The organism is Pseudomonas sp. NFPP02, assembly GCF_900119355.1.
GTDB classification, from domain to species: Bacteria; Pseudomonadota; Gammaproteobacteria; order Pseudomonadales; family Pseudomonadaceae; genus Aquipseudomonas; species Aquipseudomonas paracarnis.
The window spans coordinates 492,186-506,214 of sequence record NZ_FPJI01000002.1 but is presented as its reverse complement, the minus strand read 5'-3'; the positions used below and the strand labels follow the sequence as shown (position 1 = coordinate 506,214).

Genomic DNA, 14,029 nt, shown 5'->3' with positions numbered 1-14,029 from the left:
AACCTGTAAGACATGAAAAACGAATCTCCAGCCCGTGCCTGCGGCATCGATTTCGGCACGTCCAACTCCACCGTCGGCTGGATCCGCCCCGGCGAGGAGACGCTGATCGCGCTGGAGGACGACAAGATCACCCTGCCGTCAGTGGTGTTCTTCAACTTCGAGGAGCGCCGCCCGGTATATGGTCGCCTGGCGCTGCACGAATACCTGGAGAACTACGAAGGCCGCCTGATGCGCTCGCTCAAGAGCCTGCTGGGTTCCAAGCTGATCAAGCACGACACCAGCGTGCTCGGCACTGCCATGCCCTTCACCGACCTGCTGGCACTGTTTATCGGCCAACTCAAGAGCCGCGCCGAAGCCAACGCCGGTCGTGAATTCGAAGAAGTGGTACTGGGCCGCCCGGTATTCTTCGTCGATGACGACCCGATGGCCGACCAGGAAGCGGAAAACACCCTGGTGGATGTGGCGCGCAAGATCGGCTTCAAGGACATCTCGTTCCAGTACGAACCGATTGCAGCGGCGTTCGACTACGAGTCGACCATCGAGAAAGAAGAGCTGGTGCTGATCGTCGACATCGGCGGTGGTACCTCCGACTTCTCCCTGGTGCGTCTGTCGCCGGATCGTCGTCACAACGACAATCGCCAGAGCGACATCCTCGCCACCGGCGGCGTGCACATCGGCGGTACCGACTTCGACAAACAGCTCAGCCTGCAAGGCATGATGCCGCTGTTCGGCTACGGCAGCCGCATGAAGAGCGGTGCCTACATGCCCACCAGCCACCACATGAACCTGGCCACCTGGCACACCATCAACTCGGTGTACTCGCAAAAATCCCAGCTGGCCCTGGGCAGCATGCGCTACGACATCGAAGACACCGGCGGCATCGACCGCCTGTTCAAACTGATCGAACAGCGCGCCGGGCACTGGCTTGCCATGGAAGTGGAAGAAACCAAGATCCAGCTCACCCATCAAGACAGCCGCCACGTGCCGCTGGACCGCATCGAAGCGGGCCTGAGCGTAGACCTGAGCCGCGCACTGTTCGAGTCGTCCATCGACAGCTTGCTGGAACGTGTACGCGGCAGCGTCACGCAGTTGCTCAACGACGCCTCGGTGAGCGTGGCGCAGGTGGACACGGTGTTCTTTACCGGCGGCTCCAGCGGCATCCCGGCGCTGCGCCACAGCATCTCTGCAATGCTGCCGAATGCGCGGCATGTGGAAGGCAATATCTTCGGCAGTATTGGCAGTGGTTTGGCGATTGAGGCGAGCAAGCGCTACGGCAGCTGAGTTTCAGCTGAAACCGTGGCGCGCCCACTTGACGGTAACCACGATGCGAAGCGAGCCGCTTTTGATCTTGATCTGCTTTTGATCTTAGGCGCCCCGTTAAACCACGCTGGCCGGAATTCGACAGGGATTTGGGGGGTAAACCGGCAGGGATGCCGGTTTAGCCGCCCCGCGCCATGGATGGCGCGTGGCGGCGGCCCCCCAAATCCCTGTCGGATTACGGGCACACCGAGCCTAGGCGAGGTGCCGAGTGGTGGGGCAAGAGCGTTTTGCTTACTTTTGCGCTTTTCAAAAGTGAGCCGCCGTCAGGGCGGAACCCTAAGTGGCCGTTACCTAAATAACGGATATGTACGCGGTCAAATCCAATATCCCGGTCGGCAGTCAGGCCGCCTTCGCGAGCAAGCCCGCTCCCACAGTTTGATCGCGGGGCGTCAGATAGATAGGGGCCGGCTGTGAGGCCGTCATCGCAGGCAAGCCAGCTCCCACAGGTGATCGCATTTCAATGTAGGAGCGGGCTTGCCCGCGATGGCGTCAGCCCAGGCGACACAAGGCTTAAACCATCCCACCCAGCTTCAGCTCGCTTTTCAGATAGGCATAGTAAATCGGCCCCGCCACCACCCCCGGCAGGCCGAACGCTGCCTCAAACACCAGCATCGCCAACAACAACTCCCATGACTTGGCACTGATCTGCCCGCCGACGATTCGCGCGTTGAGGAAGTACTCGACCTTGTGGATCACGATCAAATACCCCAGCGCCGCCACCGCCACCCAGATCGACAGCGACAACGCCACGATGGTGATCAGGGTGTTGGAGATCAGGTTGCCAATCACTGGCAGCAGACCGAGCAGGAAGGTCAGCACGATCAGGGTCTTGGTCAACGGCAGGTGAATGCCGCATAACGGCAGCACCACTGCCAGGAACACCGCGGTGAAGGCGGTGTTGAGCGCGGCGATCTTGATCTGGGCGAACACGATATTGCGAAACGCCTGGACCAGCAGGTGCAGGCGGTCGAACAGCGCGGCGGCCAAGGGTTTGCGCTTGGTCAGGTCGGGCACGCGCTGCAAGGCGATGATCGCACCCAGCACCATGCCGATCAGCAAGGTGACGAACATGTGGGCGGCGTCTTTGCCGACCAGTTGCAGTTCGCTCAAGTGCTTGCTTAGCCAATCGCCAATGGCCACGCGAAACTCCGCGGCGCTGGCGGGCAAATAGGCGTCGATGGACGGCGGTAATTGACCGCGCGCGCGGTCGACCACGCCCATGAATTTGTCCAGGGAAGCCCCCGGGTTTTCCGCTTCGTGGAGCAGGAAGCTGATGGCGCCAGCGAAGATCAAGGCCAACACGCTGACGATCAAGGTGCCCAGCAAGGCCACCGCCAGCCAACGCGCGCGCCGGCCTTCGATCAGGCGTTGCAGTTGAGGGGTGAGCATGTTGACCAGTTCATAGACCAACAGGCCGGCCAGCAGACTGGGCAGCAATTTCAGCGGCAGTACCAGCAGCAACCCGCCGAAAATGATGATGTAGCTGGACAGCAACAACACATGACGCTGAGAAAACGTTGGCATACAGCCTCAAAACAAACGGCGTTGAAGGATGTTGTAGGAGCGAGCTTACTGTGGCGAGGGAGCTTGCTCCCGCTGGGCTGCGAAGCAGCCCCAAACCATTGAGCCGGTGTGCACCAGGCATACTCGTCTGTTCGGTTTGGGAGCGCTTCGCGCTCCAGCGGGAGCAAGCTCCCTCGCCACACTTGCTCGCTCCTACAAAGGGGCTGTGTGCGAGTGTCGCAGCCTTCTATGGCCCGGGGCTATTATTTCTTCAAGCAGGTGCTCATGAATGTCTTGCGCGCATCACCGGTCAACGCCTTGGTTTTCGCCGACGCATTGCAGTCTTTCATCTTCTGCTGCTGCGGGGTCAGGGTCTTGGCGTCGTTGGCGGCAGGTGCCGACAGGCAGGTCTTCATGAAGGCCTTACGGTCATCGCCCTTGAGCGTCTTGGTGGTGGCCTCGGCATTGCAGGTGGTCATTTTGTTCTGCTGGGCAGTGGCGGCAAAACCCTGGGCACACATCAGCAGGCCCATCATCAACAACGGAATACGCAGCATCTTCATGGAGTTTTCTCCCTGTTACCGTGCCGACGGGCACGGCCTACAGCGCAGTGTAGTCAAAACCTGTTACAACTTCACCGGCCACGAATATTCGCCCGCCGGTATTGCTCCGGCGTACAGCCGGCGTGGCGTTGGAACATGGCGATAAACGCCGAGGCGGTGCTGTAGCCCAGATCAAACGCCACGTGTTGCACACTGCGGTCGCTGTCCAGCGCCTCGATGGCCGCCAGGTAGCGCAGGCGCTGGCGCCATTCGCCAAAGCTCATGCCCAGCTCGCGCACAAACTGGCGCGCCAGGGTGCGCTCGCTCACATGCACCTGCTCGGCCCATTGCGCCAGAGGGCGGTTGTCTCCCGGCTCTGCCTGCATGCCCTCCAAGACCCCAAGCAATCCCGAGTGGCGGGCGTAGGGCAGGAAGCAGTCGTGGACCGGCGCCTGCCTGAGCTGATCCACCAGCACCTGGGCCAGGCGGATGTCGGCGTCGGTGCGCGGTGCATTGACATCGCGCAGGGCGAAATCCTTGAGGATCGCCTTGAGAATGTCGCTGATCGCCAGCGTGCAAGGCTGCTGTGGCAACTGCTCGCACAGCTGCGGCGCCAGCCCTACGGAGTGGTAGACAATCGCCTCGGCATTGTAGGAGCTGTGCTCGGTATGCGGCGGCACCCACACCGCGTATTGCGGTGGCGACATGAAGCGATTGCCCGCCACTTCCATGCGCATCACACCGCTGGCCGAGTAATCCAGCGAGCCCCAGGTGTGCTGGTGCGGGGTGCATTCGGTGTCCGGGGCAAAATCGGAATACCGAAAGTACACCGGGCTTGGCAGGCGGGCAAAATCGGGCAGGCGCACGGTATGTCGGGACATATTGTCTGGATTCAACGCTCAGTTGTCTGGATCGCAGTATAGGCTTCGATCCAGACAGAGGATAATCCTGCCTCGTCAACACACTGGGTTTCTTTTCAATGCAATACGCGTATCCGCTGCTGGCTATCTTTATCTGGGCCGGCAACACCGTGGTCAACAAATTGGCCGTGGGCTCGATCTTCCCGGCTGAAATCGGCTTTTACCGCTGGCTGTTCGCTGCGTTGCTGTTCACGCCGTTCATGCTCAAGCAGGTGATCGCCCACTGGCCGCAGATCCGCCCCAACCTGGGCAAGATCTTTATCCTCGGCGTGCTCGGTATGGCGGTGTATCAAAGCCTGGCCTACTACGCCGCAACGCTGACCAGTGCCACCAACATGGGCATCATCCTCTCGCTGATGCCACTGATGGCGTTGACCGCCGCGATTATCAGCCTCGGCCAACGCCTGACCTTTGGCGCGCTGACCGGCGCGGTGCTGTCGTTCGCAGGCGTGGTAGTGGTCGTGTCGGCCGGCAGCCTGGGCGCGTTGCTGCAACATGGGGTCAACCTGGGCGACGGCATGATGCTGGTGGCGACCCTGGCTTATGCGGTCTACAGCACCCTGCTGAAAAAATGGCAACTGCGCCTGCCGCCGTTGGTGCTGCTGTATTTGCAGGTGCTGGTCGCGGTGGTGGTGCTGTTGCCGCTGTATCTGTTCTCGGCCAAGGCCGGTTTGGGCTGGGCGAATATTCCGCTGGTGCTATACGCCTGCCTGCTGGCTTCGATGCTGGCACCGCTGGCGTGGATGCACTCGGTCAAGACCCTGGGGCCAAGCCGTACCACACTGTTTTTCAACCTGCTGCCGTTGATTACCGCGCTGATTGCAGCCGTGGTGCTGAAGGAGGAGTTGGCGCTGTATCACCTGGTGGGGGGCTTGCTGACCCTGGGTGGAGTAATTCTGTCAGAGCGTTGGACCACACCGGTCAGACGCCCTCAGGACACATCCTGTTAAATCCGATAAAACTTTTCGCCTGGCCCGGGACTCACAACCAATAGCGATCACGCCGGCAGAGCGTGGCGTACAACCGGATTAGCCCCAGGAGATTGAAATGACTGAAGCACGATTGACTGACGTTGCAACCCTGCGCAGCCGCGCCCGCCAGAACGTCGAAAACGGCGCCGTGACCGAAGGCTATGACGCCGACCGCGAAGAAATCATCCGCCTGCTCAACGAGTCGCTGGCCACCGAACTGGTCTGCGTGTTGCGCTACAAGCGTCACTACTTCATGGCCAACGGCCTCAAGGCCAGCGTGGCTGCCGATGAGTTCCTGGAACATGCGACCCAGGAAGCCGAGCACGCTGACAAACTGGCCGAGCGTATCGTGCAACTGGGCGGCGAGCCGGAGTTCAACCCCGACCTGCTGTCGAAAAACTCCCATGCGCAATACGTGGCGGGCAACACCTTGAAGGAAATGGTCTACGAAGACCTGGTGGCCGAGCGGATCGCGGTAGACAGCTACCGCGAGATCATCCAGTACATCGGTGACAAAGACCCGACTACCCGTCGCATCTTCGAAGACATCCTGGCTCAGGAAGAAGAACACGCCGACGATATGGCGGATATTCTGCAGGATCTGTAATAACTAACACCGCAACATCCCCCTGTGGGAGCGGGCTTGCTCGCGATAGCGTTGGATCAGTTGATAAATCTTTGACTGATACTCCGCTATCGCGAGCAAACCCGCTCCCACAGTTACTTCACGGTCTTGGGCGCCTTGCCTTCCTTCATCTGTTGCAGCAACGGTGCGCACTCATTGGGCTCGCCACCGCTTGGGGCAACCAAGGCGAGCAAGCCAGCAGCAGGCCCGGCGATCACGCCGAGGGCGACCATGCCCGCACCGCGTAGCGCCAACGGAATGGCTTTCACGCCAGCATTGGGCTTGATGAAAGGTCCATTGACGTAGAGCGGTGAACGCAGGGAGAACAGGCGAAAGCCCTTGGATTCCGGCGTGATGGTCAGGTCCAACTGCTCGGTGGCCATATTCGCGGTGCCGTCGATGTAGATGATCGCGTTCTCGGTATCGAACACAAACAGCCGCGTGGTCGCCAGGCCCGTCTTGATGCCGAAGTCCGCCGCTGCGCAGTTGATCTTCACTTCCTCGTCGCCGAACAGGCGGCCGACCACGTAGTTGCCCACGTTGAGCCCGGCGATTTCCATCAGGCTTCGGCTAATGGCGCCATCGTTGATGAGCATCTTCAGGTCACCGTTGGACGTGCCCAACAGTGCCGCCACCGAGTTGCCGCGCCCGGAAATATCGGCATCGCCGTTGAGTTCACCGAAGCTGGTTTTCATCGGTTCGAAAGTCGGGAACAGCTGCTTGAGCTTGAAGTTGCGCGCCGTCAGCTTGGCGCGGCCCTCCATCGGCGTAGTGCGGCCGTTCAAGCGAATCTGCGCATCGAGCTTCCCACCGGCCACGCCAAAGCGCAGGGGTTCAAGGCTCAGTTGGCCGTCGTTGAGCACCAGGTGGGTGTAGAGGTCGGTAAAGGGCAAGTCGGCACTGTGCACGATACGCTTGCCGGTGAACTCCACATCGGCATCCATCTCGCGCCAGCGTTCGGTGCGGAACTCTTCAACCGGCAGCACTTTGGTCGCCGGTTGCTTGCTTTCACCGCCACGGGCTTTTTGCTCGGCATTGGAATCTGCGCCAATCAGCGGCGCCAGGTCATCCATCAGCAGTTGGTTGGACACCAGCGCGCCGCTGAGCTTGGGCCGTGGCTGGCTGGCAACATAGGCCAGGTCGCCGTGGATGTCGCTGTTGCCGATCTTGCCGTTGAAGTTCTCGTAGCGAAAGGAGGCGCCGCTGGCCTCATGCAGTTTGGCGATCAGGTGGCCGTCGGTGGAATAGGCCGGCGAATCCGGCAGGGTCACGCCGGTCAACGGATACAGGTTGCCCAGGCTGCTGCCCGACAGTTTCAGGCGCAGGTCCAGGGCACCGAGGTTCAGCGGGTCGGTCAGGGTGCCGGCCAGGGCGATGCTGGTGTCCGCGATCTTGACTTGGGCTTGCAGCGGGAACGGCTTGGCCGCGTCCTGCAAGGCCAGCAAGCCACCGATCTTGCCCGTGCCCGCGAGTTTCTGGCCGTGGTACTGGCCTTTGACCTTGAGGCCGAACGCGTAGTCCTGGGGCGCCGAGCCTTTTTCCAGGGTTTTTTTGGCATCGGCATCGCCGACGATTTCACCGAAGGGAATCGGCTTGCCCAGCGGGTCGATGATCACATCCAACTGGGTCTTGAGGCTTTGATCGTCAAGGGTCACATGGCCTTTGTCGAAGCCGATGGCGCCAATATCCACCACCCAATTGGACGGTTCGGCGTTGGGGTCCTTGGGGTCGAACTTGAACGTCCAGTTGGCGCGGCCATCAGCCAGGCGCTGCAACTGGGCACTGGGTTCGGTGAGGTCGATGCGCGGGATCACCACACGCTGCACCAGCAAGGCCAGGGGCGAAATGCGCAGCTCAACCTTCTTGAGCGTGACCATCTGCGGTTGTTTCGACCAATCGGGGTTCCCCAGAGTCAGGTCTTCGGCAATCACATGGGGCCACGGCACCCAGGCGCGCCAGCCGCCTTCATCGGGCTCACGCTGCCACACCACGGCGAGGTTGCCGTTGATGGCGAACGGACGATGCAGTTCTTCGGAGACCTTGGCATTGAGGGGCGGCTTGATGCGGTTCCAGTCGAAGAACACCAACACCAGTACCACGATGGCAATCAACAGAACGAAGCTGGCGCAGCTCCAAGCGAGAATTTTACGAGTGCGCGTCATTGCACAGGACTCCTGAATACGACTGGCTGGGCAACAGCCTTTTAAACAGCTTATAGGACTACGACTGGCAAAGTGCCTGGGGGTTTAACGCAACCGCGGATTTAACCGAAAAAAGCGATTTTCCTGATCAACCAGACAATTTCCCCCATCGACGACGCACCATTGTTACCCAGGTTCGTGTCGAAAATACCCACATCGGTGCAAAGCCGCGGGCTTGAGAGGCTCGATCTAGAGCCTCCGGCGAGAACAATCAATTCTGTTGATTATTACCATTGTGTTTATGAACTTTTATATCGACTTATCAAGGGTAACATTAGCCCTGTACCCACTTTATCGCCCTCCCTAGGAGCAACCATCATGAAACGCCAATTACTCGCTACCGTTCTGTTATCTGTCCTGGCTTCCAGCGCTTTTGCCCTGCCAGCTGCCGAACAGGCCACCCCGCAGAACAAAGCTCAAGCCGTGCAAACCAGCCAAACCGTGGCTCGCAGCGGTTCGCAAGAAGACGAAAACCGTGATTACGCCAAAGGCGCCGTAGCTGAAAATGGCTACAACCGCCTGCAAGAGAAAGGTCTGGTCGAAGGCGGTGCTGAACAAGCCAACAAACGCGCCTACACCGAAGGCGTTGCTGAAGGCGGTGCCGACCGTCTGCAAGAACTGCATCAAGCACAGAGCTAAGCCTGTGGTGGCCCAGAAAAAAGCCCGATCTGCCGATCGGGCTTTTGCTTTTATATAGAACGCGTCACGCCCCGCCCCTGCCAAGTTCGACGCCGGCAAAGCGCTTTTGCTAGAGTGCGTCGCTGTACTTGCCGACAAAGCTCATCCGCTCATGCTGCCCCGCGCCGAACAGAAGCAACAGACCCGCCTCGCCCTGATGGACGCAGCCCGCCATCTGATGGAGTGTGGCCGTGGGTTTGGCAGCCTGAGCCTGCGCGAAGTGGCCAAGACCGCGGGTATCGTGCCCACCGGTTTCTATCGTCACTTTGCCGACATGGACCAACTTGGGCTGGTACTGGTAAGCGAGGTCGGCCAGACCTTTCGCGCCACGATCCGCCTGGTGCGCCACAACGAATTCGTGATGGGCGGCATCATTGATGCCTCGGTGCGCATCTTTCTCGATGTGGTTTCGGCTAACCGCTCTCAGTTCCTGTTCCTGGCTCGCGAACAGTACGGCGGCTGCCTGGCCGTGCGCCAAGCCATCGCTGCCCTGCGCGAAGACATCACTCGCGACCTGGCCGCCGACCTGACACTGATGCCCAAACTTCAGCACTTGGATGCCGAAGGTTTGCACGTGATGGCCGACCTGATCGTCAAGAGTGTGTTCGCCACCCTGCCCGATATCATCGACCCACCGGCCCACGCCTTGCCGGCCCACCTTACGCCCCAGGCGAAAATCACCCAGCAGCTGCGCTTTATCTTTATCGGCCTTAAACATTGGCAAGGGCTGGGCAGTACCGAGTAAGTCAATCAACCCGCCGTGTGGAACCGTTTGGCGGTGGTGTAGTGCTTGTTCCAGTAGCTATTGCTCAATGAATCGATACGGATGGTTTTGCCGGTACGCGGCGAATGGATGAATTTGCCCTGGCCGATATAAAGGCCGACATGGCTGACCTGGCCCCGCCCGTTGCCTTTGAAAAACACTGCATCCCCTGGCTTTAAAGCACTGCGTTTGATTGTCGCCGCCGATGAGCGGTGCATGGCGGCAGTGGTGCGGGGTAGCTGGATATTGGCTTGGGTCTTGAACAAGTACACCAGGAAGCTACTGCAATCGAAGCCCTGCTCTGCCGATGTGCCGCCCCACTTATAGGGCGTACCCAGCAACTCATGGGCGCGATCAATGACATCGTCGATAGAGGCCGGCTTGATGCTTTGCAGCGAAGAGCTGAAGGTGGCGCGGGGTTGAAAATTGGCCTTTGCCGATGAAATAAAGCAGGTCAGGCTGACAAGGCATACACAAAAAATTGATCGAAGCATGATGAACGTCGCGGTGGAATTAAACAGGCCGCATAGCCTAAAGAACCCGCAGGTAATCTCATGAGCTCCAAATCCTGATGACCCGTAGGAAAAATCCTAAAAAACACCTACAAAGAAAAAGATGAAAGAAACTTCATCAAACTGAGCGGCGCCATCAACGCAGAATGCCCTTCCCCGGTGCTATAAACCTCGGCACGCACCAAATTGATACACGCGCGGAAATCATCCGACGCCCTATTGAGCAGCATGCCTGCCTGACTACAGGGAATTCCTACTCGATTCCGTGATTGGCAAGCCCCTTGCTCTAGGTCTTTCATCGCTCACAGTTGGAAGCTCTCTGATGCTGGTGATACACCGCAGAATCGCCCCCCAAGCCCTCTGGGCCGCCGAGTTGCTGCTCAACTTCGAAGCCCGCAGCAAAAGCCGCCTGCGCTGTTTCAGTGCCGACGGTGAAGACGTCGGCCTGTTTTTGGAGCGGGGCCAGCCGCCCTTGCACGATGGTGAATTCCTGCAGGCAGAAGACGGACGCGTCGTACGGGTATGCGCCCGCCCTGAACAACTGCTGCACGTCACCTGCCGCAACGCCTTCGAGCTCACCCGTGCCGCCTATCACCTGGGCAACCGCCATGTGGCCCTGCAAGTCGGTGACGGCTGGCTGCGCCTGCTCGATGACTACGTGCTCAAGGCCATGCTCGAGCAACTGGGTGCCGATGCGCAGACCCTCGAGGCGCCGTTTCAACCCGAGCACGGCGCCTATGGCGGCGGCCATCATCATTCACGGCATGGTGATGAAGACTTCAACTACGCGCCCAAGCTGCATCAGTTCGGCGTGCGTCTATGAACCCAGCCTGGGCGCTGCTGCGCCTGGCCAGTCCGCAACTGCCGATTGGCGGCTACAGCTATTCCCAAGGCCTGGAAATGGCGGTGGACAACGGCCGCGTGCAGGATGCCGCGAGCGCCCGGCGCTGGATCAGTGACCAGTTGCAGCTCAACCTGGCGCGTTTCGAAGCCCCGCTGCTGCTCGCCCACTGCCGCGCAGCCGTCGAACAGGACTGGGCCCAATTGGCGCAGTGGTGCGACGAGCATCGCGCCAGCCGTGAGACCCGGGAGCTGTATCAGGAGAGTCGTCAGATGGGCTATTCACTGCAACAACTGCTCAACGGCTTGCCGGAACTGGACGACAGCGCCCGTGATTTTCTTGCACAACGCGACGAACCGCATCTGGCCCTGGGCTGGGCCTTGGGCGCGCGCGCCTGGCACATTAACCCCGGCGATGCTCTTGCCGCCTGGCTATGGAGCTGGCTGGAAAACCAACTGGCGGTACTGATGAAAACCCTGCCATTGGGCCAGCAAGCGGCCCAGCGGTTGACCAGCGAACTGCTGCCGCTGCTGCAACAAGCACAGCAGGATGCCGAACGCATTAACCCTAACCATTTGGGCAGCGCCGCTTTTGGCCTGTCCCTGGCGTGCATGGCCCACGAGCGCCAGTACAGCCGCCTGTTCCGTTCCTGATTCTGGAGAAGCACATGAACACACAACCCCTGCGCGTCGGTATCGGAGGCCCGGTAGGCTCGGGCAAGACCGCCCTGACCCTGGCCCTGTGCCTGGCGCTGCGCGATCGCTACAACCTGGCGGTGGTCACCAACGACATCTACACCCGTGAAGACGCCGACTTCCTGGTGCGTAACCAGGCCCTGGCGCCGGAGCGCATTATCGGCGTGGAAACCGGTGGCTGCCCACACACGGCGATTCGCGAAGATGCCTCGATCAACCTGGAGGCCGTAGACCAACTCAACCGCCGTTTTCCCGGCCTGGACCTGATTCTGGTGGAGTCCGGCGGCGACAACCTGTCGGCCACCTTCAGCCCGGAACTGTCGGACCTGACCATCTATGTGATTGATGTCTCTGCGGGCGACAAACTGCCGCGCAAGGGCGGGCCCGGTATTTGCAAATCCGACCTGCTGGTGATCAACAAGATTGACCTGGCCCCGCTGGTGGGTGCCTCGCTGGAACTGATGAACAGCGACACCCAGCGCATGCGCAACGGCAAACCCTTTGTGTTCAGCAACCAGAAGACCGGGGTCGGCCTGGACGACATCGTCGCCTTCATCGAACGCCAGGGCCTGCTGACCGCCGCCTGATCAACCCATAAGGAACCTGTCCATGAGACTCAACAGACTTTTCGCCGCCGCCGCGCTGCTGCTCGCCCCTGCCTTGGCCTTCGCCCATCCGGGCCATGGCGACAATGGCCTGGTGGCCGGTATCAGCCACCCCTTGGGCGGCCTCGATCACTTGCTGGCCATGCTTGCGGTGGGCCTCTGGGCGGCCCAGCAAAAAGGCGCCGCGCGCTGGGCGCTGCCGTGCACCTTTGTCGGTACCATGCTGATCGGCGGGGTGTTGGGTTTCGAAGGGCTGCAATTGCCGGCGCTGGAAAGCGGGATTGCTGCATCGGTGCTGGCCTTGGGCCTGGCGGTAGCGTTGGCGGTCCGGCCGCCGCTGTTCGTGGCCGTGGGCGCCACGGCGTTGTTTGCGCTGTTTCATGGCGTGGCCCATGGCCTGGAACTGCCGGATATGACCAGCCCTTGGGCGTATGCGGCTGGGTTCGTGGGGGCAACAGCCGTGTTGCACGCTGCGGGTTATGCAGTGGTGCGCTTTTTGCCGGCAGCTGCGGCACCCTTGGTGCGAGTGGCCGGGGCTGCTTCGGCGGCGACTGGGGTGTGGTTGCTGGCGGGCTGAGGAAAAGATCGTTCCCACGCTCCGCGTGGGAATGCAGCCTAGGACGCTCTGCGTCCCAAAGCATGACGCAGAGCGTCATAAAATGCATTCCCACGCAGAGCGTGGGAACGATCAGCCTGCTACCATGCGCGCCTACACCCCTGCCGTGACGACGCCAGCCAATGCCCATCGCTTCCCCCTCTTCCCTGACGCCTGTGCTCACGCACTTCCATGACCTGATCGTGCCTCTCTGGCAAGGCCCGGGCTGGAATGCCGACCTGGCACTGCCCTTTGAGGCACTGGATGCCGATCACCAGCCACTGCCCCCCCAGCGCTATCGCGCCATGGCTTGCGCCCGGCAGTTGTACCTGTTCGCCAGCCTGATCGGCGAACCCGGCGCGGCTTTCGCCGAAGAACGTGCGGCTGCGCTGTTTCGCTCCCTGCAACGGCACTTTCATGATGCCGAACACGGTGGCTGGTTCTACAGCATCGACCCCGCCGGCCAGCCGCTGGACGAGCGCAAAGACCTCTACACCCACGCCTTCATTATCTTTGCCTGCGCCCATTACTGGGCCAAGGTGCGTGAGCCGTTGGTCGAGTCGGTACTCAACGCTGCCCTGGAAGTCGTCGCCCAACGCTTTGCCACCGGTGACGGCTTGTACGAGGCCGTACTGGAGCGCAACTGGGCCTCGCTCGACTCCGGCCCGTTGCAAAACCCGTTGATGCACCTGGCTGAAGGCTTCCTCGCCACCCTCGCGGTGCGTGAGGACGCCCAGGTACAAGCGGCCCTGCTGGCACTGGCGACGGCCATGCAGCAACGCTTCATCGACCGCGAGCACGGCGTGATGATGGAGAAACCTTTGGGCGCTGTGGATAACTGGTTTGAGCCGGGGCACCAGTTCGAATGGTTCTTTTTGCTGGAATCTTCAGCTGTGCTGCGCGGCACTGCACTGCATGAGTCGCTGACACGGGCATTTGCCTATGCCGAGCAAAAGGGTGTGGATAAGTTAAGCGGTGCGGTCAGCGGCATGCTGGCGCTGGATGGCACGGTGCGCGACGGTACCCAACGGATCTGGGCTCAGGCGGAGTACCTGCGGGCACTGACTTTGCGGCCAGGCAGCGAGGCGATGCTGCAGCGTCAGTTGCAGGCGCTGCAACAGCGCTTTTTGCATGCCAAGGGTTGGCATGAATGCCTGGATGCCGAGGGTAAGGTGAGCCGACGGGATATGCCGTCGACTACGCCCTATCATTTGGCGACTTGCTATCAGGGTTTGGTCCAGCATCTGGGCTGACCTGC

General features: G+C 60.6%; 15 protein-coding genes. 10 read left to right on the top strand and 5 right to left on the bottom strand.

What is annotated here, in order from left to right; genetic code table 11:
* Positions 1-12: 12 nt before the first annotated feature.
* Positions 13-1,281 (top strand): Hsp70 family protein, encoded by a 1,269-nt coding sequence (locus BT204_RS05650; RefSeq protein ID WP_034126391.1) that lies wholly within the window; start codon positions 13-15, stop codon positions 1,279-1,281.
* Positions 1,282-1,830: 549 nt separating this feature from the next.
* Here BT204_RS05650 and BT204_RS05645 read toward each other — a convergent pair.
* The 3 genes from BT204_RS05645 to BT204_RS05635 all read right to left on the bottom strand — a co-directional run bounded on the left by BT204_RS05645 (position 1,831) and on the right by BT204_RS05635 (position 4,246).
* On the bottom strand, positions 1,831-2,844 hold the full coding sequence (locus tag BT204_RS05645; protein WP_003188124.1) for an AI-2E family transporter: 1,014 nt from the start codon (positions 2,842-2,844) through the stop codon (positions 1,831-1,833).
* Between the two features lie 242 nt (positions 2,845-3,086).
* Positions 3,087-3,386, bottom strand: coding sequence for a PsiF family protein (locus BT204_RS05640; RefSeq protein WP_072445911.1), 300 nt, complete (start codon positions 3,384-3,386; stop codon positions 3,087-3,089).
* A gap of 71 nt (positions 3,387-3,457) precedes the next feature.
* Positions 3,458-4,246, bottom strand: a complete 789-nt coding sequence (locus BT204_RS05635) for an AraC family transcriptional regulator (protein WP_072445909.1) — start codon at positions 4,244-4,246, stop codon at positions 3,458-3,460.
* Between the two features lie 98 nt (positions 4,247-4,344).
* On the opposite strand from BT204_RS05635, the gene BT204_RS05630 reads away from it, so the two are divergent.
* Positions 4,345-5,235, top strand: coding sequence for a DMT family transporter (locus tag BT204_RS05630; RefSeq protein WP_072445907.1), 891 nt, complete (start codon positions 4,345-4,347; stop codon positions 5,233-5,235).
* Between the two features lie 97 nt (positions 5,236-5,332).
* A complete protein-coding gene (locus tag BT204_RS05625; protein ID WP_034125674.1) occupies positions 5,333-5,863 on the top strand; it encodes a ferritin-like domain-containing protein in 531 nt (176 codons plus the stop codon).
* A 113-nt stretch (positions 5,864-5,976) separates the two neighbouring features.
* Here the strand turns inward: BT204_RS05625 and BT204_RS05620 are convergent, their stop codons facing one another.
* A complete protein-coding gene (locus tag BT204_RS05620) occupies positions 5,977-8,043 on the bottom strand; it encodes an AsmA family protein (RefSeq protein ID WP_072445906.1) in 2,067 nt (688 codons plus the stop codon).
* A gap of 357 nt (positions 8,044-8,400) precedes the next feature.
* Between BT204_RS05620 and BT204_RS05615 the strand changes: the two genes are divergently transcribed.
* Positions 8,401-8,721, top strand: a complete 321-nt coding sequence (locus BT204_RS05615; RefSeq protein ID WP_003188116.1) for a hypothetical protein — start codon at positions 8,401-8,403, stop codon at positions 8,719-8,721.
* A gap of 151 nt (positions 8,722-8,872) precedes the next feature.
* Positions 8,873-9,505, top strand: coding sequence for a TetR family transcriptional regulator (locus BT204_RS05610; RefSeq protein WP_003188114.1), 633 nt, complete (start codon positions 8,873-8,875; stop codon positions 9,503-9,505).
* Positions 9,506-9,510: 5 nt separating this feature from the next.
* Here the strand turns inward: BT204_RS05610 and BT204_RS05605 are convergent, their stop codons facing one another.
* Complete coding sequence (locus BT204_RS05605; RefSeq protein ID WP_060764595.1) at positions 9,511-10,017, bottom strand: C40 family peptidase; 507 nt, start codon at positions 10,015-10,017, stop codon at positions 9,511-9,513.
* 340 nt (positions 10,018-10,357) lie between these two features.
* Between BT204_RS05605 and ureE the strand changes: the two genes are divergently transcribed.
* From ureE to BT204_RS05580, 5 genes are all read left to right on the top strand, one after another.
* Positions 10,358-10,858, top strand: coding sequence for an urease accessory protein UreE (ureE, locus tag BT204_RS05600; RefSeq protein ID WP_054896372.1), 501 nt, complete (start codon positions 10,358-10,360; stop codon positions 10,856-10,858).
* Positions 10,855-11,529, top strand: coding sequence for an urease accessory protein UreF (locus BT204_RS05595; RefSeq protein WP_072445904.1), 675 nt, complete (start codon positions 10,855-10,857; stop codon positions 11,527-11,529). The genes ureE and BT204_RS05595 overlap by 4 nt, the downstream gene beginning before the upstream one ends.
* Positions 11,530-11,543: 14 nt before the next feature.
* Positions 11,544-12,158, top strand: coding sequence for an urease accessory protein UreG (ureG, locus tag BT204_RS05590; RefSeq protein WP_003188109.1), 615 nt, complete (start codon positions 11,544-11,546; stop codon positions 12,156-12,158).
* 22 nt (positions 12,159-12,180) lie between these two features.
* Positions 12,181-12,753 carry a HupE/UreJ family protein gene (locus BT204_RS05585; RefSeq protein ID WP_034125669.1) on the top strand — a complete coding sequence of 191 codons (573 nt, stop codon included), beginning with the start codon at positions 12,181-12,183 and terminating at the stop codon, positions 12,751-12,753.
* A gap of 161 nt (positions 12,754-12,914) precedes the next feature.
* Positions 12,915-14,024 carry an AGE family epimerase/isomerase gene (locus tag BT204_RS05580; protein ID WP_054918835.1) on the top strand — a complete coding sequence of 370 codons (1,110 nt, stop codon included), beginning with the start codon at positions 12,915-12,917 and terminating at the stop codon, positions 14,022-14,024.
* The last annotated feature ends 5 nt before the right edge of the window (positions 14,025-14,029 follow it).

Excerpts from the sequence above, each read along its gene's own strand:
- BT204_RS05605 (WP_060764595.1), bottom strand. The coding sequence starts at position 10,017 with ATGCTTCGATCAATTTTTTGTGTATGCCTTGTCAGCCTGACCTGCTTT.
- ureG (WP_003188109.1), top strand. The coding sequence starts at position 11,544 with ATGAACACACAACCCCTGCGCGTCGGTATCGGAGGCCCGGTAGGCTCG.
- BT204_RS05615 (WP_003188116.1), top strand. The coding sequence starts at position 8,401 with ATGAAACGCCAATTACTCGCTACCGTTCTGTTATCTGTCCTGGCTTCC.
- BT204_RS05585 (WP_034125669.1), top strand. The coding sequence starts at position 12,181 with ATGAGACTCAACAGACTTTTCGCCGCCGCCGCGCTGCTGCTCGCCCCT.
- BT204_RS05620 (WP_072445906.1), bottom strand. The coding sequence starts at position 8,043 with ATGACGCGCACTCGTAAAATTCTCGCTTGGAGCTGCGCCAGCTTCGTT.
- BT204_RS05610 (WP_003188114.1), top strand. The coding sequence starts at position 8,873 with ATGCTGCCCCGCGCCGAACAGAAGCAACAGACCCGCCTCGCCCTGATG.
- BT204_RS05630 (WP_072445907.1), top strand. The coding sequence starts at position 4,345 with ATGCAATACGCGTATCCGCTGCTGGCTATCTTTATCTGGGCCGGCAAC.
- BT204_RS05640 (WP_072445911.1), bottom strand. The coding sequence starts at position 3,386 with ATGAAGATGCTGCGTATTCCGTTGTTGATGATGGGCCTGCTGATGTGT.
- BT204_RS05650 (WP_034126391.1), top strand. The coding sequence starts at position 13 with ATGAAAAACGAATCTCCAGCCCGTGCCTGCGGCATCGATTTCGGCACG.
- BT204_RS05625 (WP_034125674.1), top strand. The coding sequence starts at position 5,333 with ATGACTGAAGCACGATTGACTGACGTTGCAACCCTGCGCAGCCGCGCC.
- ureE (WP_054896372.1), top strand. The coding sequence starts at position 10,358 with ATGCTGGTGATACACCGCAGAATCGCCCCCCAAGCCCTCTGGGCCGCC.
- BT204_RS05580 (WP_054918835.1), top strand. The coding sequence starts at position 12,915 with ATGCCCATCGCTTCCCCCTCTTCCCTGACGCCTGTGCTCACGCACTTC.
- BT204_RS05595 (WP_072445904.1), top strand. The coding sequence starts at position 10,855 with ATGAACCCAGCCTGGGCGCTGCTGCGCCTGGCCAGTCCGCAACTGCCG.
- BT204_RS05635 (WP_072445909.1), bottom strand. The coding sequence starts at position 4,246 with ATGTCCCGACATACCGTGCGCCTGCCCGATTTTGCCCGCCTGCCAAGC.
- BT204_RS05645 (WP_003188124.1), bottom strand. The coding sequence starts at position 2,844 with ATGCCAACGTTTTCTCAGCGTCATGTGTTGTTGCTGTCCAGCTACATC.